The following is a 20,876-nucleotide window of genomic DNA, read 5'->3' on the forward strand; positions in this document are numbered from 1 at the left end:
ATGCAAAGCTCGTGATGAAGCATTTGGGACGCAATACCCGAACGGGTGATTTTAGTTCAATAAGGTTCAACTATCATGTTTTTCACCCTTTCGGGTAATAAATCCTTATATATTGGTATATTTGTATCACAGAGCAATAAAAGCTGGTATATGAAAGAAAATGACAGTATTCAGTTCCAATTACCGAGTGATGTCCGACCACAAATAGAGGAGTCGGAGTATCATACCCTGCAACCATATATTGATTCTGTTAAGGCATTTGCACGAGGAACCTATAAATCACTCTACATTATAGATTACTATCGCATGAACTTCCTTTACGTATGCGACAATCCGTTATTCTTATGTGATGAAGCTGTAGAAGATGTCCTTGAGGAAGGATACAACTTTTATCTGAAACATGTTCCCGAGCCGGATCTCCTTTTTCTACAGCAAGTAAATCGTGCTGGGTTTGAGTTCTTTCGTGATATAGCTGTGCAAGACAGAGCGAAGTATAGTATATCCTACAACTTTCATCTATACGCAAAGGAACCTCGAGAAAGTATGCTAATCAATCATCAAATCACACCGCTTAAACTTGATGCGAGAGGAAATATCTGGCTTGCTCTATGCGTTGTCTCATTAGCCCCCTCCACCAAAGTTGGAGTTGCGTATATTTCCTCGTGTAATCCTGAAAACAGATGGATTTTTAAGCCTCAATTAGGAAGATGGAAGCAAATAGAACCGATAGAGCTTTCTTTAAATGAAAAAGCCGTGATTCGTTTATCGAACCAAGGCTTATCAGTTAGTGAAATTGCGCAACAGATCAATAGATCTGAAGATTCTGTGAAAGGCTATCGTAAAAGCCTATTTGCTAAGCTCGAAGTAAGCAACATTACAGAAGCAATCTCGATAGCAACTCACCGTAAGTTAATTTAAGTCATCGCAATCGGAGTAGTAATAGAACTTCGGGAAAGTCTTGACAAACTCTCCTCGTACCAATCTCAGTATAATGGCAGTACACAAACCTCCTGCTAACGAAGATGCGATACTTAATTGTGGAGGTGGCAACAGGCTCTCTTCTTGTTCATATTTCTGAACTATCTCTTCTATCCAAATTTTTGGACGGACCCAATAATTGAAGTAGTCCGTCAGATGTTTTACTGCTTTCTTTTCAAAACCTATTATACTTTCGTTTTCGGAAAGTAAACTATCAAGTTTTTGTCCATTGGGAGCAATAACCATTACAGCACTTGCCCAACCAATATTGTAGGGGTGTAACACATACATCCCTTTTTCTGTACATAGGTTGTCAAAAATGAATGGGATGTCACTCTTGAAATCTAAAGCATTGATTGCGACATCATGTTCATTGATAATATCTTCTATGTTGTTTTCGTCAATATATTTAGGGATCGCCACTATCTTAGCCAATGGGTTAATCCCTAATAGACGCTCCTTAAGAGCCTCTACTTTGGGACGTCCAATATCACTAAATAGATAATTCTGTCGATTGAGATTACTCTCCTCCACGACATCACCATCAACAATAGTAAGATGCTCAAAGCCTAAACGCAATAATGTTTCTGCAATGTTACTTCCGATACCCGCACCTCCGAGCAAAACTCGATAATCTTTTATCTTCTTTTGGTCATTTTCGGACAGATATATCCGATTTCGTTCATATCTTTTCATAGAAATCTCTACTTAATAGTTACGATTACAAAGTTCAGACCTTATTTGAACACTCACAATACCCAAACGGGTAATTTTTATTGGGGAGCATACTTTTTCTACAAATAAAATCAGAGTTTTTTTGGTTAGATAATAGGAATAAGATACCTTTGCAACGAGCAGTTAAGCGTTCTTTGAGTTGTAGCAGGACGTAGAGATAAAGTGCAGTTCGCTCGTTTCCAAATCGTTCCCCTTGGACTAATTGACAGCCAGCCAATAGCTCGTAATCAATAGGTTAGTGCTCACAAACATCCTTCTATGCGGAGATCTGCGATTTCCGCACTGCCAAGGACATCGGTATCGATCGGCCAGAGAAGAATGAGATCTTGCACAACATCCCTCCAACACCTGAGCAAGAGGATTTTATTAAGAGATTGATGGAGTTTGCCAAGACAGGGAATGCGACTGTCTTAGGGCGGGAACCGCTAAGCGAACGAGAGGAAAAGGCGAAAATGCTTATCGCAACCGATTACGCCCGAAAGATGAGCCTTGACCTACGCATGATTGATCCTGCCTACGAAGACCACATCGACAACAAGGCTTCTCACTGCGCCAAAATGCTCAATGACTATTATCAAAAGTACAACGCGCAGAAAGGTACGCAGTTCGTATTCTCCGACCTAGGCACTTACAAGCCCGGAGAGTGGAATGTCTATAGCGAAATCAAGCGTAAGCTCACTGAAGACTATGGCATACCTTCATCAGAGATCCGCTTCATTCAAGAATGCAAAAATGAGAAAGCTAAAAAAGCAGTAATTGAGGGCATGAATAAGGGGAGTATACGCATCCTGTTCGGATCCACCGAAATGCTTGGAACGGGAGTTAATGCTCAACAGCGAGCGGTAGCGATTCATCATCTCGATACGCCTTGGCGTCCTTCAGACCTTGAACAGCGCAACGGACGAGCTATCCGTAAGGGGAACCTCATAGCCAAAGAGTTTGCCGACAATAAGGTTGATGTCATTATCTATGCCGTTGAGCGTTCATTAGATAGCTACAAATTCAATCTGTTACACAACAAGCAGCTCTTCATCAATCAGCTCAAAACGAATACGCTCGGCTCTCGTACGATTGACGAGGGTTCTATGGACGAGGATAGCGGTATGAACTTCTCGGAATATGTGGCCGTACTCTCGGGTAATACAGACCTTTTGGAGAAAGCCAAGCTTGATAAGAAGATAACAGCTCTTGAGTCAGAGCGTAAGTCCTTTCTCAAAGAGCGTGATGCCGCCAGCGGTAAATTGGCTGAGATGCAGCACTCAGTGGAGTATCACACGGGGCGTGTTGAAGAGGCAAAAGCCGATATGGTGACATTTGAGAGCCGAGTACAGCGTGATGAAGAAGGCAATCCCATCAATAAACTTGTCCTCAAAGGCGTAGAAGAGGGTGCCGACATCAAGACGATGGTAGCACGCTTGCGGGAGATTGAAGAGAAAGCCCGCACCAACGGTGAACACCACAAAATCGGAGAAATTTACGGTTTCTCTATCATGGTAAAGACAGAAAGCTCCATGAAAGACCTCTTTCAGATGTCGTCCAATCGATTTTTTGTCAAAGGGCAGGAAGGTATCTATTACACCTATAACAATGGTAAGCTCGCCAGTGATCCTAAACTTGCCTGTGCTAACTTTGTCAATGCCCTCGAACGTATCCCTAAGGTCATTGAGACACATGAGAAGGAACTTGCCAAGGCGACGGCAGATATTGGGGTGTACACGACAATTGCCAATGGATCGTGGAAGAAGGAGAACGAACTGCGTTTGCTCAAAGGACAAGCTGCCGAACTCGACCGAAAAATTGCCTTAGAGCTTGCTCCGCCTGAGCCTGAGAAGGAAGAAATCAAAGATGGAGAGAAGAAGAGGCAAGGACAAGGAGGAGTACAAAACACGACCTCTCAAGGGGCAACGCAAGAGTCTACTCACACTTTGCCCCAACACATGACAACGCCGCAGTCCTCTATGCACGCTCCTAAGAAGAGCGAGCCAGAAAACCCGGGCATCATGAGTCGTGTGGTAATCTCTAAGCCCAAGTGGAAAATATAAAAATAAATTGTGGCAAGCCTAATAGTAAAGGCTTGCCACAATTTGTTTTACTAATGATTGTGCCAAGATTCATTATAACAAATCAACTAGTTTCTCTTTTACCAGTGTCCAAGCCTCCTGCGGAGAGTAATTTATCCCTGGACGAATAATAGCTCTCATATCTGAGAGGAACTCCTCGTCCTGCATCTTATCTTCCATATTCGCTAAGAACTGTTTTTTAGAAGGGACTTTGTCTACGACAAACTCCATATACTTTTGGTAACAAGCCAATACTTGTTCTAAATCAACATTTCCTTGCTTGAGAGACCAATACAAATCAAAGAGATCTCGACCTTTGCGACGCTGATACAATGCACGCAACTTTGTTCCTAATAACTCTTCTAATTTGTATGTATTGATGGTGGTCTCTCCTGAAAACCATGAATTCTCAACACGAAAAGGGAAGTCTTGTAGTCCCAGAACACTGAAGTGCTCTCGTGTATTGATTTCTATTTTAAGTCTGAGATTGACAATAGGAGGCATCTCTGATTCAAATCGATACAATATCGTGTTGTTATGAATGTGTTGCTTAACGACACGTTTTGTCCCTAAGAATGCTAACCGCTTACGGATTTCCATAAGGATTGGCTTTATGGGCTCTGATGAGATTTGAACTAAATCAATGTCCTCAGAGTATCTCACTTGGGGAGCAATAAATAGCTTATGCAAGGCTGTTCCTCCTCGGAAAGCCAAAGCATTGCGCAACAGCTTAGATTGAAACATCTCAACTAAAGCTCGACTAATTACCAAATCCTGCTCTATCTGGGCATCATTTGTCCACGGAGCTATATGTCGCCACTCTATAATATATCTTTGAGGAATCATAGGATATCCGTTGTTATTGTCTCATTCATTATAACCTTCCACTTTTCGTCAGCTGTACCAACTCTTGGTTTAGACAGAGAAAAAGGTACCTTATGTAGGATTTCAGATTTTAGAGAAGATTCTATTATTGTTGAATCTACACCAATGAAGTCCAAGATGTACCCTACTCTTTGTCGTATCGCAACAGGGTAGAAACGAACTAGTGATCTCATTTTAGACTTTTGTATAATATCAGTCAGTTCTTGAATAACCTCAATACTTCTCCCTAAACCGATTTTCTTTTGATATATAACCAAATCGAAGATTGTTGCTTCTGGTGTGGAAACTTGGATATATCCCGTTCTTGTTTTTAATGACATAACGGACTCACTTTCCCAATGTTGGGATAAAGTAAAATCTATCAAATGCTTTCCTGTCTCAATATTCCTAATTTTTGTGCCTGATTGTGTTACAAAGAAACTCATTGGTTGTTGATGACCGGCACCATGTAAAGCTGCGGCAGATAATAGAGAAACATAGTAGGGAGTATGTAGGTATTTCATTAAGTCATCAATGAATAACACCTCTGGTACTCTATTCTGAGTACTAAACTCTGGAGTAACAATTGCATAAAAACCTTGTCTGATAGAATATAGTTTACCCAGCTGAGTATATCTAGAGATAGTTCTCTTTACTAACTCAGGAGATACTCCACGACTAATTAGTTTCTCGCGAGAGAATGTTAGTCGTCCCTCTGCAAGCACACTTTCAATAAAAGTTCCGTAAACCATCTTCAGGCAATCTACCTATTGTTCAAATTTGCAAATAGGGACACTTTTCGTCCCCATTTGCAAATTTAGACAATTAAGTTCGAGCATGCAAACTTCTGATATTCTATTTGTTGCAACATCTACTCCAATATTCTATCGTTTTCTAGCATCTCATCAATCTCATTTCGCTTAAAGAGTAATCGTCCATTAGCCTTAAGATAGGGTATTTTACCAGACCAAACCCAGTTGTAGACAGTCTTCTGTTCCACTTTAAGAAGTTTAGATACATCGATAATGTCAAGATACTCGGGCTTTAAGGGAGGGTGAATCTTTGTGTCGATCCATTGCTCTTGTAGAACGAGCAGATGGTCGACTTTTTCTTCCAGAGATAAAATACGTTCAAACAGGCGTTTTTGCCAGAGTTCTTCGGTTTGATTCTCTAAATTCGACATAACTCTCCTCTTTGATAATACCCACTTGTATCCTGAGTCAGAATTTCCTGCTCCCTCATATAAGCAATATACTTCTTGGCAGTACGTTCCTTGATTTCCATCTCTCGCATCAGCACCTCACAGAGTTCTTGATATGAAAGTCTGTGGCTATGCTTAAACGCTTCTCGCACAACAGCAATAAGTTCATCGGTCTTACGCTTCTCCTTCTCCTCCTTTGATTTCTCCCCTCGATAAACGTGCATATCTAAATCTTTGTCCCAGCCAAAAAGTATCATCGGCACATCCAAAGGACTGCCATCTCTTACCTTCAGAGCCTTTACCACTGAATATTCGGGGTTATCATCTTTCTCAATAGATAAAATTCCCGCAGCTTTACGTTGTAATTCTGAGCCGATATGACCGCGGAGTTTGATACCATTGGGAACAAAGTGAAGCACACAAATAATGCAAGTATTATAAACCCCGGCTAAACGATAGAGATCATCTACTATGGCAATACTCTCACTTTCGTCATTGGCCGAGCGTATGAGATCTGCAATACCATCAATTACAACCAGATGAATACCCCCATGTTTATGGTGAAACAAATCCATACTCTCGCGAATCAGTTTGAGACGATCTTTTCGAGAGAAGGAGGCAAGGTATAACGAGTGATAAAATTCAGGTACAGTTGATAAAGAAGCCCTTCGTAAGGTCTTGCCTAAATTCTTATACAGCTGAGCTTCCGATTGTTCTGTGTCGTAATGCAATACAGCCAAGCCTTTGGGGTTAGCTGTAATCTCCAAGCCCAAGGTTTGTTCGGGATTCAAACGCTCTATGCCAAGGGCTCCGGAAAGAATAGCCGAGATATAATTGCTTTTCCCTGTACCCTCACCTCCCGTAACACAGAGAAGATTATCTTGTGTTCCAAGGGGGACACCTTTTACGGACACTATGGCTTTGGAAGCATCCGGCGGGTTGTCATAATCTATCTCACAAGAACGTAGCATCATCATTGTTTGTGTATATATTTCCGATAGCCTATGAGTTATCAGGGCTCTAAGCTCTGCCTCAGTTTTACCCGAAGCGAAAAAGTCTGATATATCTTTCTCATTTTTGCTCCCTGCCAAAGGTAGAGTCAAGCTCAACACGTTGCGATGAGAGAGTAATTCTGCCTGGCGTTCGGCTTCTCTTTGTCCTGTTTCATCCGTGTCATAAAGGAGGATAATGTGTCGAAATCTGAGTTGTAAACTTTCGATAGTGGGCTCAGGAATAAGAGCCGTTTCACTGTTAAAGCAAATAGCATGAAAATGATGAGCAGCAAGAGTGAGTACATCTTTCTCTCCTCCCGTAATGAAGAGTACATCTCCCTTACTGGGGAGCTGCTCAAATCCAAAAATATAATCCTCTGTTTTCTCTCCTCCATAAAGAAAGCGTACTTTACTCTTGGGGCGATAGAGTTTTACAAAATCTCCCAATATATAGGCAAACATCGGCTCCTCCAGAGAGGATTGTAGGAAGTAGGGCTTCCCTTGAGATGAAATGGACTCATAACGAGCCAAGGAGCGAACATGGAAGCGTTCAAGGGTCTTATTGTTGATGCCATAATGCATCCAAAATTTTAGTTCTTCGTTCGTAAAGGCTTGTTCGTATAACTTGAATCGCTTGAGGTGCTCTGTGCTTGTTATAGGTCGCTTAGGCTTGATAACAGGGGGAGAGGGACGTGGCAAATATCTCTTCCTTTCACTACTATCATCTGAGATATTCAAATGTAGATCTTCAATAATACACTCCAAGACCTTACGAAAATCTGCTTTTACATCTAATCCCAAAATAGTAGCAGCAAACCAAAAACAGTCTCCCGAATACATATCATTACCAAAGTCTTTCATACGGTAACACTGCGTTTTAGCATCCAAATAGATGTTACAGGAGGCACGCCTATCGTCGTACAGAGGGTTTCTAAAGTTACGTTTGGGTACGAAGTCAATCGGCATATAAAAGCAGAATACTTCTAAACCCCGATTGGTGCGAGCTAAGATTTCTTCTTTCAGATTCATAGTTCTTCAAATATTACCGTATCCTCTCCCATATAGCCTTTAATGATACCATCTTTGTAAGCATTCATTCTCTGCAAAGCTTCTAACCTGCGAAAGCCCTTGAAAGTTGCTCGTCCCGTCTTGATAGCAAGATATAAGCCCTTAAAAGGATAAACCACATGATTGCTCGACAGGTAGCGATAGGGAATAACTTTAGCTTCTCGCCAACGCGCCAATGATGCTTTCGAGATGCCCAAAAGGCGAAGAACATCAGAACTATTCAATTCTATTTTATCCTCCAGTACCGAGTAGTCACGTTTGAGTTCCAGAATGAAGCCTGTCACCTGTCTGATATCTTCACGAAGAGCTCTGACTTCGTCAAGCAACGATAGAGGATTATTTGTGTCCATAATTCTTCAAAAGTTTCTGTACAACTTCGAACAATGATGCGAATAGTTGCTTCATGCTCTCATCATCTCCTTGCTCTTTCATTTGATGCACAAAGTGCTCAATGTGGAAAAGTATAACTTCTGTGTCTATTTGGAATAGCTTGCGTACAATCTCCATGAGGTCTCTTTGTTCGATAGTAGAGAACCATTGATGTTTCTGAGGAGTCGTAATAGATTCCACAAAGCCTGAAGGGAGATGAAGTAAAACAACCTCCTTGTCAAATGCCTTTGCACACTTTAGATAGGTGCGAAGATTGAGATTGCTCTCTAACTTACAAGCTTTAATAAAATTGGAGTATTCCATGTTTGCATTCATTGCAACTCTCTTGAGATTGGAAGAAGCTCGAAGTCTCATTTCTAAAGTTGGACAGACAATAAACAGGCATCCTTGTTCTTCCATTTTGGGGCATTTCTTTTTGGGCATCGTATAAGTATTTATATTTTTTACTGCAAAGTTCCATAGAGAAAAGCTCAGAAACAGAATATTATATTACCATTATTTGGTATTATGATACCATTGAGGAGGATTTGCCATGTATAGGTTAATGAAAGTCAGTGCACGGTGCAAGTCCCTTTATATATAAGGGCTTGCACCGTGCACTGAAAATTGTAGCCAAGAGGCTGATAAAATATTTCCTATCAAATAGTTTGGAAAGTGTTCCTGTTTTGAGTACTTTTGAACCAAAGAAATACAAGTGAGTATTTCCAATAGCAGTATCTATGAGTACTCTCTAAGAACTCTCTGGTGGCTACAATTTGGCTACACCAAAAGAAGAAAAAAGGACTAAAAGATTACGATACAAGGAGTTGAAGAATATAGTTCATTATCCTCTCTCTCCGCAATAAGGGTGTAAATCAGCAAGAGTATGCGGTTTACACCCTTTATTACACCCAAAAATTTAGAGGCAATAAAATCACCACCTAAGACTACAGCTTGGGTGGTGATTTTGTTTAAGGTTATGCGGTTGCACCGATAAAGGCAACCTACAAGAAATACAGGTAAATTATCATTCCTTATACTGAGATCATTTGCTATTTTGTCTCAAGGAATCGACTCATCTTCTCAATGCAACGTTTCTTTTGTTGCAGGTTTGGGTGTACATACAGATTAAGTGTTGTTGAGACATTGGAGTGTCCGAGAATAGTACTGACAGTTTTATAGTCGCACTGACTCTCTATACAGCGTGTTGCAAATGTATGTCTGAGGCCATGAAAAACAATCGGAGGAATCCGTAGGCGCTTGAGTAATCGGGCAAAATAATCTCGATAAGTGCGAGGGTCTATTGCTTTGATAGACGAACCAACAACAAAGGGCGAAACGGATGACTTCTTCAAGATACACAAAGCCTCAAACAGATGTCTGCTCATAGGAATCTCTCGAAACGAATGTTTTGTCTTAGGAGTGCTAAAAACTTGCTCGGTAGCCCCTTTTTCGCAATCGTAGATGCGTGCTACTGTTTGCCGTATACGAAGAATTCGATGAGATAAATCTACGCAAGACCACTCTAATGCACACACTTCCCCGATACGCATACCCGTACAGATCGAGAGCAATATCCCTATATTCTTGGAGTCTGGCTGCTCGATGAGATAAGTCATAAGCCTGCGTTGGTGCTTAACCGACATCACAGGCAACTTACTACCTTTCTCTATTGTTGGGTAACTTAGATGCCAGTTCTCCGACTCAAATAGTTTTTGTCTTGCTCCATACTTGATAATAGCCCTAAGTACGGCAATGATATCTCGAACGGTTTTCTTGGAGAGTCCTTTATTAATCTTATCAATAATAAAATCTTGGACATCAGACTCTGCAATCTGAGTCATTGCCCCAAATTGGGGCAACAAATGTGTACGAAGGATAAGCCGATAAGCGCACATCGTGGAGTACTTGACCAGAGGTTGCTTGGCCTCACACCACGATTGTGCGACTTGATGAAATGTTGTTTGCATCTTGTACATTGTTTTTAGTTCATAGAATAACATGTACAAGATGGGAACTTCTATTTATTTCCTTTCGATCTGTTGTGCGTCTTGCAGAGCATTTCGCAATTGGCAAGAGTTGTACTACCACCTTTGCTCCATGCTGTTACATGATCGGCATCCATCTCTGAGAGTTTGTAAATGCGTGTTTTATTGGCGTTTTCCCCAATGGCACACAGCGGACAGTTTGATTTCCCTTCTTTCTCTGCACGTTCTGTCTGTTGCTTGTAGGCCACCTTCTTATCCTTTTCGTCAAAGAAACGCACATCCAAGAGGTGAGTATGCTGCTCCCCACCTAATACATATTCATAGATATTACGTGGGCACTTGATGGCTTCATCAGCGATGAGTGCTTTCACCCGTGCTGTAATATGATCGATACTATAGGGTGTTGTGTGATATGTTTCATAGAGTCGCCCCCATTCGAGACCACACATTTCTCGATCTGTCATTGTGAAGGTGGTCGCAATCCAATCAATTACCGATCGAAAGTAGGACTCTAACCCTGTAATTACCTTATCATGCCTGTGCATACTCATGTAGGCATCCACAGTTTGCTGATGGCTTGTACTGACCCACTCGAGAGCAACCTTGAGATAATCTTGTCGCTTGACATCTCCTTTGATGTAGTGACTCCATTTATGGACTTCGGCATTCTGTGAGTTACTAAAAACTCGCTTTGCTGCATTGACAAACGAACCTGAATAAATAGCATTACGCAGTTCTTGTTCGTTAAGAGGTACGCCTACAATATTGATGGTCTTAAACCATTCTTTGACCTCTCGCTCCTCACCCTCGCAGACATACACCAAGAGTTTTGAGTCTAAGATGAGTTTTTGCTGTTCCACAGGCAAACCAGAGAAATATTGCATATTACCATTGGCATCTTCTATAGCAAACTTACCTGTAAAAAAGCGTCCTATAGATGTGATGCGTTGTTGTCCGTCCAGCACTTCATATTGGCCGTTTGCTGTACGATTAAAGTAAATCAACCCCAGAGGATAGGAACTTAAAATGGACTTAATAACGGCTACATCTTTCTTACCATCGTTATAGATATAATGCCGTTGATATTCGGGCTGTATCGTTAGCCTTCCATCTAGACCAAATAGTCCCTTTCCTTCTAGCTCATTGTAAACAAACCCTTTGCAGATATCTGCAATAGTCCATTCTGTATGTAGTTCTGTTTTCATTTATTGTTTTTGTATTTATGTAACTGAGTTGAAATCTTAGGGTGTACTGAAAGCGAAGGTAAAGGGTTTTCTAACGGACTTTGGCATAGAGAAAGTGGTATCGCACAGCCTTTTATTCAAAGTCAGAGAATCTACAAACGCATTTTTATTAGAGTAAGAACTTAATGAGTATTCGAGCATAGACCTCTTTATTATTGATACTAAATCGTTTACCTGGAATAGGATTATCCTCTATATATCGGTCTATCCCTAAGATTTCAAATTGCTCCGGACAATACTTATCCAAAAAAGAGATAGGAACGCCCATAACTCCATCATAATCTGAAGGGATTGCATCAGTAAAAGGAATTTCTATCGCATCATAATTATCGTAACGTTCATAACCCTCTTTTCCTTTCATTTTCTTGTTATAGCGCAGATTGTCCTCCATTGTCATAAGAGCCAGTGGCTGGTGACGACGTCCATGCTCGATATTGGAATACCAACAAGAATTGCCTAATCTTGTATAGTCTCCAATGTACCCTAACCGAGCCGCTTTTTGCTTATCTTTTTCATCAACCTTAGCACCTTTAGGAACTGCAAATACCATGTCCTTCCCATTCCCAGTGGCTCCCAGCCAGATTTTATTATCCTTGATGAGAGGGAAGACTTCTTTGTAGGTAATGGCATTCATATTGCCTATGATGGCAAACTTCTTATCTCCCTCCATAATCCAAGCGAGGAACTCACGGAAGAGCGAGAACGGAGGATTGGTAATGATAATATCGGCTTCATCCCTCAGAGCCGTTACCTCAGGGCTACGAAAGTCTCCAGTGCCCTCGAGATATTCCCATTCCAAGTCATCTATATCAATCTTGCCACTATGATTAGTGTCATGTGTAAGGGTGAATATTTTACCACAAATAGCCGACTTCTCTGCATTGTATCGAGGATCTTCTGTCTCGAATAGGGAGGGTTGCCAATCAGATTTGTAGTTCTTGCTCTCTTGAGCGAAGCTCGTACTAATGAGCTTCTTTAGTCCCAATTCTTCAAACTTAGCCACGAAGAAACGTGTGAAGTTACTCCATTCGGGATCATCACAAGGGAGCAACACCGTCTTGCCTCGGAATACTTCCGCATTATACTCTAAATAGGCATTCATCTCAGCCTCTATGTCGTGATATTGCGTATAGAATTCATCATTCTTAGCTGCTTTAGCATCTTTGAGGTTTCTATTTGCCATATATTCTATCTATAAATCCTATTTATCTTACAAAGGTACGAAGAAGCTTGCAGAGGGACGAGGGGATTTCCCTATTTAACACTGAAAACGAAGAAGTGGGGCTTGGGGAGGACAAGAAGTGGAGAAAGGCTCAAGGGCAGTGATGCTCTGCAAGCCTCTTTTTGTGTGAAAATGCGTATTCAGGGGGGATCTATGAGGAGCTTTGATTTCCCGCGACTTCCTTGTATTTCCTGACACCTCCCTACCATTTCATAAACAACGAATTAGCTCATACTTTCGCAGTGTCAGAGCTGACTAATAGCCCGAAGCACAAGGGCAAAAGTATTCACAACTTAACTGCAATGAAGTATGATTTTAGAAGAACTTTTGGGCAAGCCCGTATGGCAGATGACAGGCGAGGAATTGCTCTTCCTTGCTCGCCACGGCTCACAGCCCAGCAATACGAATACGGAGGCAAAACCTTCCAAAGAACAAAACACCATGTGTATGATCATGATCTCTCTGGCATCGCTCATTTTTCAGCTGTAATTCCTATCACTATCCACATCAAGCAAGGTAGATGATTATCTTTAGGTGCAGATCTTGCGCTTAAATAGCTAATTGCAAAACGGAAGGTTAGTTCATTTGTTCCATGCAAGGAAGATAATTTTGTCCCAAGTACTTTTGAGTTCGGCTTTTAGGTGTCGTAAGTATCATTTTGACAATTCACGACTCATGCGATATACTCCCTTTTTATGCACAAAAATAAGATCACGGCTCTCTTTGTCTAAGATATACGTACCTCTGCTTGTATCTGTCGAGACGTAGATAGTCCTTTTCGGATGGGTTTGGCAGTCGTCTAATATCCATTATCTCAACAAACCTTTTTGGACAGATCAAATAACAGCATCAGAACCTTTGGAGAAGTAGTACATTTCTACTCCGATGTCCGAATTTTCAATACAATTCTCAGCTTGATATTTAGAGGTAAAATTGCCTAATCAATAAGCAATCTGTCCAATTCCGGAAGTTAATTTTTCGTTTACTACTAAACAAAAAAGGGGAAGAGACTCGCCATGATCGGTGAGCCTCTTCCCCTTTTTTCCAAACAGCCGGTGGCTTTAGGGATTGCGTTCTTTCTGAAGGATTGCCTGCATCCGACGGACGATGTCAGGGTGCTTGTCGGCAACGTTGTGTCGTTCTTCCGGATCGGATGGGAGGTGATAGAGCTGCGGACGGGGGAGGTAGCCGGTCTCGATCTTCGGCCCCCACGTGATCATGGGTGCTCCGTTGGACGGCTCTATGTATTTCCACTCCGGTGTGCGGACGGATAGGGTCTTGTTGGCAGCCTGCCCGATCACATGAGAGCGGTGCGGAGCATCGTGCCGACCAAGCCATGCGGAGAGCGCCGGGCGACTATCGGAAGCGGCACCGGACGAGAGCGTGATGTCGAGGAGGTGGGCAAAGCTCGCCAGCCAGTCCGCCTGACTCACGACACGGTCGGAGGTGCCTTTGCCCTGCTGCCCTCTGCGCCAGGAGAGAATCGCCGGGACGCGAGTGCCGCCCTCGAATGCACTGTACTTGAATCCGCGCAGACCTCCCGACGGGCGGTGTTCTCCAAGAAGTTCTTCGGCTCTGTCCTCGTAGCCGTCATCGACGACAGCCCCATTGTCGCTGGAGATGAGGATGATGGTGTTGTCTCTGATGCCGAGCTCGTCAAGGGTGCGAAGGAGTTCGCCCACAGCCCAGTCGAACTGTACGATGGCGTCTCCCCTCAGTCCCATGCTGCTCTTTCCCCGGAAGCGAGGATGCGGAAAGCGGGGGACGTGGACATCGTTCGTGGCATAGTACATGAAGAAGGGTTGGTCCTTGTGCTCGCGGATGAACTGCACGGCTTTCGCAGTGATGCTGTCCGCGATGTTCTCATCTTTCCACAACGCACGACCTCCTCCCCGACTGTAACCGATGCGGCCAATGCCGTTCACGATCGCCATGTCGTGCCCGTGAGAAGAGCGCAGCTGAAGGAGCTCCGGATGTGTCCGTCCCAGAGGTTCTCCCGCGAATGGTCGCAGGTAGCTCACTTCGATGGGAGCAGACGGATCGTAGTTGGCAACGGTATCTTGTTCGATGAAGACGCAAGGAGTGCGGTCTGCAGTGGCAGCCATGATGTAGTGGTAGTCGAATCCCAAGTCTTTCAGTCCCATCGTAAGAGGCTTGTTCCAGTCCTGCTTGCCTGTCTCCGGCCCAAGACCAAGGTGCCACTTCCCGATGGCTGCCGTGGCATAGCCCGCCTGCTTGAAAAGATCGGAGAGGGTAAACTGCTCCGGCTTGATGATCATTCCTGCATCACCCGCCGCAACATCCGTCCCGGGCTTCCGCCACGCATACTCTCCCGTGAGCATACCATATCGGCTCGGCGTACTCGTCGCAGCCATGGCATAGGCGTTGGTGAACCGGACTCCTTCCTCTGCCAGCTTGTCGATATTGGGCGTCTCCACGCCTTTAGCTCCATAACAGCCCAGGTCTCCGTAGCCAAGGTCATCGGCATATATGATCAGCACATTGGGACGATCTTTGCTCTGTCCCCACATCGCCAAGGGAAAGCTTAGAAAAAGCGAACCAACGAGATATTTCTTGTTCATAAGTCTTTCGTTTTTATCTTCTCCGCAAAAATAAACTTTATTCTCTATAAGGAGGAGATTAAAGACTTCATTGCGCATCCTGTGTTTGGTGTCTGGTGGCTGATGGGCAACTTGGAGGGCTGGGGAGGTCCCGTAAGCGATACTCTGATAGAGCAGCAGAAGGAGTTGCAACAGAAGATTCTCGAACGGATGAGAGAGTTGGGTATCGAGCCGGTCATGCAAGGCTTCTATGGCATGGTGCCGACGACGCTCAAGGATAAACTCTCTGCCGGCATCATCCCTCAAGGCAGATGGGCAGGAGGATTTCAACGCCCCGACTTTTTACTTCCCACGGATCCGAACTTCAAAAGAGTGGCGCAGATCTATTACCAGGAGATGAAGCGGCTGTATGGTGATGATCTCAGACACTTTGGAGGAGATCCATTCCATGAGGGAGGGAATAGCTCCGGAGTAGATGTTGCCCTTGCTTCGTCCGCCATCCAAAAGGAGATGATGCAAGCCTTTCCGCAGAGCTGTTGGGTGCTGCAAGGGTGGGGAGAGAATCCCGGCACAAAGCTCTTGCAGGGTCTTGACAAACGGCATGCGCTTGTGATCGAGCTGTTCGGGGAAAACACCGACAATTGGGAGAAAAGAAAGGGCTACGAAGACACTCCGTTTCTCCGGTGCAATGTCAGCAACTTTGGGGAGAAGAATGGTCTGTATGGCAAGCTGAAGGCATCCGAACCGAAGCACCGGACTACTTCGAGATAGAAAAAAGATGGATCGACGCCCCGACAATCCCCTCCACTCCCCGTATATCTTCCGATAGATACCGGGAAATCTTGGAGCAGCTATCCATTGGGAATTAAGCCGGATTAAAGTCCATCTTCTCCTCCTCCATCCTCAGCTTTTTCTCTCCTTATTTTCATCTCTCCTAAGGGTTATCTGCAACTCCTTTCGTATGGGGGCGAATTTCTTTCCGCAAGGAAATATTTCCCCTTTGGCCACGTAATATTTCCCCCTTGCCCACAAAAAATTCCCCCCTTGCCCACAAAAATTTTTCCTCTTGGCCACAAAAAATTTTCCTCTTAGCCACAAAAATTTTTCCCCTTGGCCACAAAAATTTTTCCCCTTGGCCACAAAAAATTCCCCCCTTGGCCACGCAATTTTTTTTCCTTGGCCACAAAAATATTTTTTCTTGGCCAAGAAATTTTGACGCTTTCCGCAAAGAATTCTTTCCGCCTCCGAAAACACTTATTATGAAGCACTTACAGCCCCAGAAAAAGTGTCCCGCTCCGCTTGCTCTTCTACCCTGCTGTTCCTCTTCCGTTGCGACACAAAAAAAAGCAGCGCCGGCACTTATCATCGTACCGGCGCTGCCTGCATTTTTTCTACCTGTTTCCTCAAGAACAGAGATTATGGAACGGGGTCAAGAGATACCGTCCAGCCCTTGTCCGTGGCTATCTTCTTGTCGCACTCATCCGTGCCCGGATTGCCGTGGATGTAGATGGTCTTCTTGCCTCCCGCCACCCCGGTTACATCGGGAAGTATGGTGAATATCTCGTTCAGTGTCTCGGCACTCAGCTTACAGTTGCGGCAATACAACATATTGTTTATGCTGCCGGAGATCTTCAAAGAGCTCAGATCCTTGTTGTTGTCGCAGCCGAAGACGGTCAGATTCTTGTTGTTGCTCAAATCCAGGGAGGTGAGGTTGTTTACGTAGCAGTCCAGATGTTCCAAAGCCGTGTTCTTGCTCACATCCAGCGCGACGAGCTGATTCTTGAAGCAGTTCAACACCTTCAACAAGATGTTATTGCTCACATCCAGGGTGGTGAGCTTGTTCTTGTCGCAGTAAAGCACCATCAAATCCGTGTTCTTGCTCACATCCAAGGCGGAGAGCTTATTGTTCTCGCACTTCAAGCTTTCCAAAGCCGGATTGCCGCTCACATCCAAGTCGGAAAGCTCATTGTGGTTGCAACGGAGCCCTTTCAATGCCGGATTCTTACTCATGTCCAGTGTAGTGAGGAGGTTATCGAAGCAGTTCAGGTATTCCAAAAGGGTGTTCTTGCTCAGATCCAATGTTTCTATCCGGTTGCCGTCGCAGTACAACACCTTCAATGCCGTGTTGTCGCTCACATCCAAGTCCGTGAGCTTATTATTGTAGCAGCCCAACCATGCCAAAGCCGGGTTGTCGCTCACATCCAAGCCGAAGAGCTCTTGATTATGGCAGTCGAGCTTGGTTACCTTTCCATATATGGTGAAGACCTCGCTACCGCGAGTGTACTCCTGGTAACTGCCAAATGTGGTTACTGCCTCGCCTGCGTCTTTAACATCATTATCATTCAGGTCTATCCAGACATCCGGACGATCCGGCGCATCCGCATCCAACAGAAGTGTGATCTTGGCGCCGACCGGTTTCTCTGTCGCCAGAACCATCTCCCAAGGAGAAGGAAGCCCCGCGACATCCACTTTCCATCCTTTATATGTTGCAATATCGGGATGACAAGCAGCCGCTCCGGGATTGCCTGCAATAAGGATCTTCTGGTTGTCGGTGAGTCCTCTCACATCGGGAAGTGTCCGGAAGATCTCGTCCAATACGCTTTCGCTCAGCTTACAATTGGAAAGAACCAAGCCATAGTTTAGGGTGCCGGGAACTTCCAGATATGTCAACTCTTTGTTATCACGGCTCTCCAGATAGGTCAGATTCTTATTGTTGCTCAAGTCTAAACGGGAGATCTTATTGTTACCGCAATACAGATACTTCAAAGCAACGTTCCCGCTCACATCCAGTGCATTGAGAAGATTATTATTGCAAGAGAGCCGGACGAGAGCCGGGTTCTTACTTACATCCAATGTGGAGAGTTTATTCTCCCAACAGTTCAAGTCTTTCAAAGCAATGTTCTTGCTCGCATCCAGTGCCGTGAGGCCATTTTTCTCGCACCGCAGCGTGGTTACCTTTCCATATATGGTAATGGTCTTGGCTCCAAGCGTGTACTCTTGGCTTTTGCCAAACTTGGTTACGCTCTCACCCGCATCTTTTTTCTTGTTGTTGTTCAGGTCTATCCAGACTTCCGGGCGGTCCGCGTCATCTGCATCTATGCTAAGATTGATCTTTTCTCCGACCGCTTTCTCTGTCGTCAGCACCATGCTATTGATAAGAGGAAGCCCCACGACATCCACTTTCCATCCTTTTTGGGTGGCTATTTCGGGATGACAGGCGTCCGCTCCGGGATTTCCTGCAACAAAGACCTTCTTATCGCCAATGCTTTGCCCTGTTACATCGGGAAGAGTTTTGAATATTTCGTCCAGTGTCTCTGCGTCCAGCTTACAATTGAGGCTGAACAGTGCATTATTTATACTGTTGGGAATCTTCAGAGAGCTCAACTCTTTGTTGTCCCTGCAATCCAAATAAGTCATCTTCTTATTACCACTCACATCTAAAGAAGGGAGGAAATTTTCGCTGCAAGACAAGACAATCAATGCTGGGTTCTTACTCACATCCAACGAGGTGAGGCTGTTGCCGTTGCAATACAACTCTTGCAAGTCTGCGTTACTGCTCACATCTAAAGATTTCAGCCCGATCTTGTTACATAAAAGTTCGGACAAAGCCGTGTTTTTACTCACATCCAACGAATTGAGAGGATTAGAGTGGCAGACCAGCTTGGTCAGCCGTATATTTTCACTCACGTCCAAAGAGCTGATCGAAGAGCCAGAGCAGTCCAAATAAGTCAGCTTTGTGTTTTTGCTGACATCCAAAGCAGTAAGTTCATCTATATCGCAGCATTCCAGCTTTTCCAGTTCCGTGTTCTTACTCACATCCAACGAAGCGAGAGGATTCTCGAAACAGAGCAATTCTTTCAAAGCCGGACTTTTACTAAGATCTAACGTTTTGATTCCTGCCGCGGAGCAGTTAAAAACAGTTATCTTTCCGTACACGGTAATGGTCTGAGAGCCGAGCGTGTATACTTGTTTTTCGTCAAACGTGGTTACACTCTCTCCTGCATCTTTGGTATTGTTGTTGTTCAGGTCTATCCAGACATCCGGACGGTCTGCGTCATCTGCATCTACCAAAAGCCAAATCTTCCCGCCAACTGCCCTCTCCGTGGTCAAAGAGATCGAAGGCAGATCCTCTTCCACGCCATCGCCCAGGATTCTCAGGCTGTTCTCTTTCCACTCCGCCTGCACACGATAAGCCTTGCCGGCAGTCATCGAGAACGCTTTGGCTCTCTTTTTGTTGGCCGAGAGTTTGGTGCCATGCTCCGTCTGCATGGATATGCCGAACTCCGGAATGTTCTTTCCCGTAGGGCGATGCCAAACGGCAAACGTGTGAGTCGCTCCCGGTGCAATGCCGATGCCGGATCCCGCTGCTTCCAAAGGGTTTGGCTTGTCTCCGTCTGCTGACACCACCTCGTCAGTCATCGGTTTGTAGAGATAGTGCTTCCCGTTGCCGGGCAGATAGCGCCACTCATCCGCTCCCGGATCGGTGCCGTAGAGATGACAGTTGAGCACTTTCAGCTCCGCATCCGAGCTGTTCTTGAGATCGACATACTCCACACTTCCGAGATGTGCGAACGGAAGAAGCATTTCGCCCGAAGCCGCCATATCTTCGGGCTCCACTTTGAGCTTGGAAAGGACGGGAACGGCAATATCCGACAGACGATCGCCTCGCAAGGGCAGAATGTCCAAAAGAATCTCTTTGTTACGAATACTCACTCCCTCTCCCGGAACTCCGCAGAATGCGTGAATGGTGTACTCTTCCGCCGTGTCTATGATCTCGGGCACTTCGATGTCCAGCTTCGCACTTTTGCCTTCCTGACCGATGCTGCCTACGACCACCTCCACCGGTTCCGTAAGCCGTGCTCCTTGCTCGAAGACAAACGTTACTTTATCTCCCGACTCCCAGCGGGCCGAAAGGATGTTCTTGCCCGGATCTTTCTCCAAAGCCACACGCGTGGTCATGCCATCCTGCGGCATGGAAGCCGTAAAGGTGAGCTGCCTTTCTCTCTTTCCCGGTAATAGTGATTCGCGTTCGTTTTGGCAGCCGATTGCCAGCAGGGCAAACAGCAGAACCGGCGCGAATAAAGATTTAATAGAAATACGTTCCATCTGATTTTTTGTTTTCATTAGTTTCTCATTCATTCGTAACAACGCATAAAGTCTCAAGGATCGCCACCCGCGGCAGGTTATATGTTCAGGTGTGGCTTCTCCCGCATATCGTGATGTCCTAAAGGTACAAAGATTCAAAAACAGAACCAAAACTTTAGTCATAAATACCGACACGAACCAACTTTTCTCCCCCAAAAGCACCTCTTCTCAGCCAAAAAACTCAAAAAAACAAGCCAAAAAGTTTTTCCAAAAACGGGAAAAAGTTTCGGAGAGAGAGGAGATCGTTCATCTCCCGTCATCATGAAAATTCATTTCCGCACGCAGACAAAAATATGTCCGCAAGCATAAAAAATACCTCCGATTCGTATAAAAATATATTTTCCTGCCTGTGAAAATATATTTTTATGCCCGGATCGCCACAACTCTTATGCTAAAGAAAATACTTTTTCTGCGCACGCAGATATTTTTTCGTCCGCATGAAAATTTTT

General features: G+C 44.4%; 17 protein-coding genes. 4 read left to right on the plus strand and 13 right to left on the minus strand.

Annotated elements, in window-relative coordinates; genetic code table 11:
• Positions 1–150 precede the first annotated feature (150 nt).
• Positions 151–918: a response regulator transcription factor gene (locus HQ39_RS07445; protein WP_036852786.1), complete on the plus strand. Its 768-nt coding sequence runs from the start codon at positions 151–153 to the stop codon at positions 916–918.
• Here the strand turns inward: HQ39_RS07445 and HQ39_RS07450 are convergent.
• Positions 910–1,674: a ThiF family adenylyltransferase gene (locus HQ39_RS07450; RefSeq protein ID WP_025837274.1), complete on the minus strand. Its 765-nt coding sequence runs from the start codon at positions 1,672–1,674 to the stop codon at positions 910–912. The genes HQ39_RS07445 and HQ39_RS07450 overlap by 9 nt on opposite strands.
• A gap of 416 nt (positions 1,675–2,090) precedes the next feature.
• On the opposite strand from HQ39_RS07450, the gene HQ39_RS07455 reads away from it, so the two are divergent.
• Positions 2,091–3,755 (plus strand): helicase-related protein, encoded by a 1,665-nt coding sequence (locus HQ39_RS07455; protein WP_235317652.1) that lies wholly within the window; start codon positions 2,091–2,093, stop codon positions 3,753–3,755.
• A 72-nt stretch (positions 3,756–3,827) separates the two neighbouring features.
• Here the strand turns inward: HQ39_RS07455 and HQ39_RS07460 are convergent, their stop codons facing one another.
• From HQ39_RS07460 to HQ39_RS07500, 9 genes are all read right to left on the minus strand, one after another.
• On the minus strand, positions 3,828–4,619 hold the full coding sequence (locus tag HQ39_RS07460) for a nucleotidyl transferase AbiEii/AbiGii toxin family protein (RefSeq protein ID WP_036865062.1): 792 nt from the start codon (positions 4,617–4,619) through the stop codon (positions 3,828–3,830).
• Positions 4,616–5,389, minus strand: coding sequence for a type IV toxin-antitoxin system AbiEi family antitoxin (locus HQ39_RS07465; protein ID WP_036865064.1), 774 nt, complete (start codon positions 5,387–5,389; stop codon positions 4,616–4,618). Before HQ39_RS07465 ends, HQ39_RS07460 begins: the two co-directional genes overlap by 4 nt.
• A 119-nt stretch (positions 5,390–5,508) precedes the next feature.
• Entirely contained in the window at positions 5,509–5,820 is a 312-nt protein-coding gene (locus tag HQ39_RS07470; protein ID WP_036865067.1) for a helix-turn-helix domain-containing protein, read from the minus strand.
• Positions 5,808–7,859, minus strand: a complete 2,052-nt coding sequence (locus HQ39_RS07475; RefSeq protein WP_036865069.1) for a bifunctional DNA primase/helicase — start codon at positions 7,857–7,859, stop codon at positions 5,808–5,810. Before HQ39_RS07475 ends, HQ39_RS07470 begins: the two co-directional genes overlap by 13 nt.
• Positions 7,856–8,248, minus strand: coding sequence for a hypothetical protein (locus HQ39_RS07480; RefSeq protein WP_018964974.1), 393 nt, complete (start codon positions 8,246–8,248; stop codon positions 7,856–7,858). Before HQ39_RS07480 ends, HQ39_RS07475 begins: the two co-directional genes overlap by 4 nt.
• Positions 8,235–8,603 (minus strand): hypothetical protein, encoded by a 369-nt coding sequence (locus HQ39_RS07485; protein ID WP_148297500.1) that lies wholly within the window; start codon positions 8,601–8,603, stop codon positions 8,235–8,237. The genes HQ39_RS07480 and HQ39_RS07485 overlap by 14 nt, the downstream gene beginning before the upstream one ends.
• 716 nt (positions 8,604–9,319) lie before the next feature.
• Positions 9,320–10,246, minus strand: coding sequence for a site-specific integrase (locus HQ39_RS07490; RefSeq protein WP_052079533.1), 927 nt, complete (start codon positions 10,244–10,246; stop codon positions 9,320–9,322).
• 41 nt (positions 10,247–10,287) lie between these two features.
• The gene (locus tag HQ39_RS07495) at positions 10,288–11,460 is read right to left on the minus strand and encodes an HNH endonuclease family protein (protein ID WP_036865077.1); all 1,173 of its coding nucleotides are present in this window, start codon (positions 11,458–11,460) and stop codon (positions 10,288–10,290) included.
• A 148-nt stretch (positions 11,461–11,608) separates the two neighbouring features.
• A complete protein-coding gene (locus HQ39_RS07500; protein ID WP_052079530.1) occupies positions 11,609–12,682 on the minus strand; it encodes an adenine-specific methyltransferase EcoRI family protein in 1,074 nt (357 codons plus the stop codon).
• A gap of 348 nt (positions 12,683–13,030) precedes the next feature.
• Between HQ39_RS07500 and HQ39_RS07505 the strand changes: the two genes are divergently transcribed.
• Positions 13,031–13,210, plus strand: coding sequence for a DUF3853 family protein (locus HQ39_RS07505; RefSeq protein ID WP_410524595.1), 180 nt, complete (start codon positions 13,031–13,033; stop codon positions 13,208–13,210).
• Between the two features lie 572 nt (positions 13,211–13,782).
• On the opposite strand, the gene HQ39_RS07510 is transcribed toward HQ39_RS07505, so the two are convergent.
• Complete coding sequence (locus HQ39_RS07510) at positions 13,783–15,252, minus strand: sulfatase family protein (RefSeq protein ID WP_235317654.1); 1,470 nt, start codon at positions 15,250–15,252, stop codon at positions 13,783–13,785.
• Between the two features lie 90 nt (positions 15,253–15,342).
• Between HQ39_RS07510 and HQ39_RS07515 the strand changes: the two genes are divergently transcribed.
• Positions 15,343–16,053, plus strand: a complete 711-nt coding sequence (locus HQ39_RS07515; RefSeq protein WP_262498724.1) for an alpha-N-acetylglucosaminidase TIM-barrel domain-containing protein — start codon at positions 15,343–15,345, stop codon at positions 16,051–16,053.
• Between the two features lie 132 nt (positions 16,054–16,185).
• Here the strand turns inward: HQ39_RS07515 and HQ39_RS09560 are convergent, their stop codons facing one another.
• Together HQ39_RS09560 and HQ39_RS07525 are read right to left on the minus strand one after the other, a co-directional pair.
• Positions 16,186–16,488, minus strand: a complete 303-nt coding sequence (locus HQ39_RS09560; RefSeq protein ID WP_152565535.1) for a hypothetical protein — start codon at positions 16,486–16,488, stop codon at positions 16,186–16,188.
• A 210-nt stretch (positions 16,489–16,698) separates the two neighbouring features.
• Positions 16,699–20,388, minus strand: a complete 3,690-nt coding sequence (locus HQ39_RS07525) for a leucine-rich repeat domain-containing protein (RefSeq protein WP_036865083.1) — start codon at positions 20,386–20,388, stop codon at positions 16,699–16,701.
• Positions 20,389–20,876 lie beyond the last annotated feature (488 nt).

The organism is Porphyromonas sp. COT-108 OH2963, from assembly GCF_000768895.1.
Lineage (GTDB): Bacteria > Bacteroidota > Bacteroidia > Bacteroidales > Porphyromonadaceae > Porphyromonas_A > Porphyromonas_A canoris.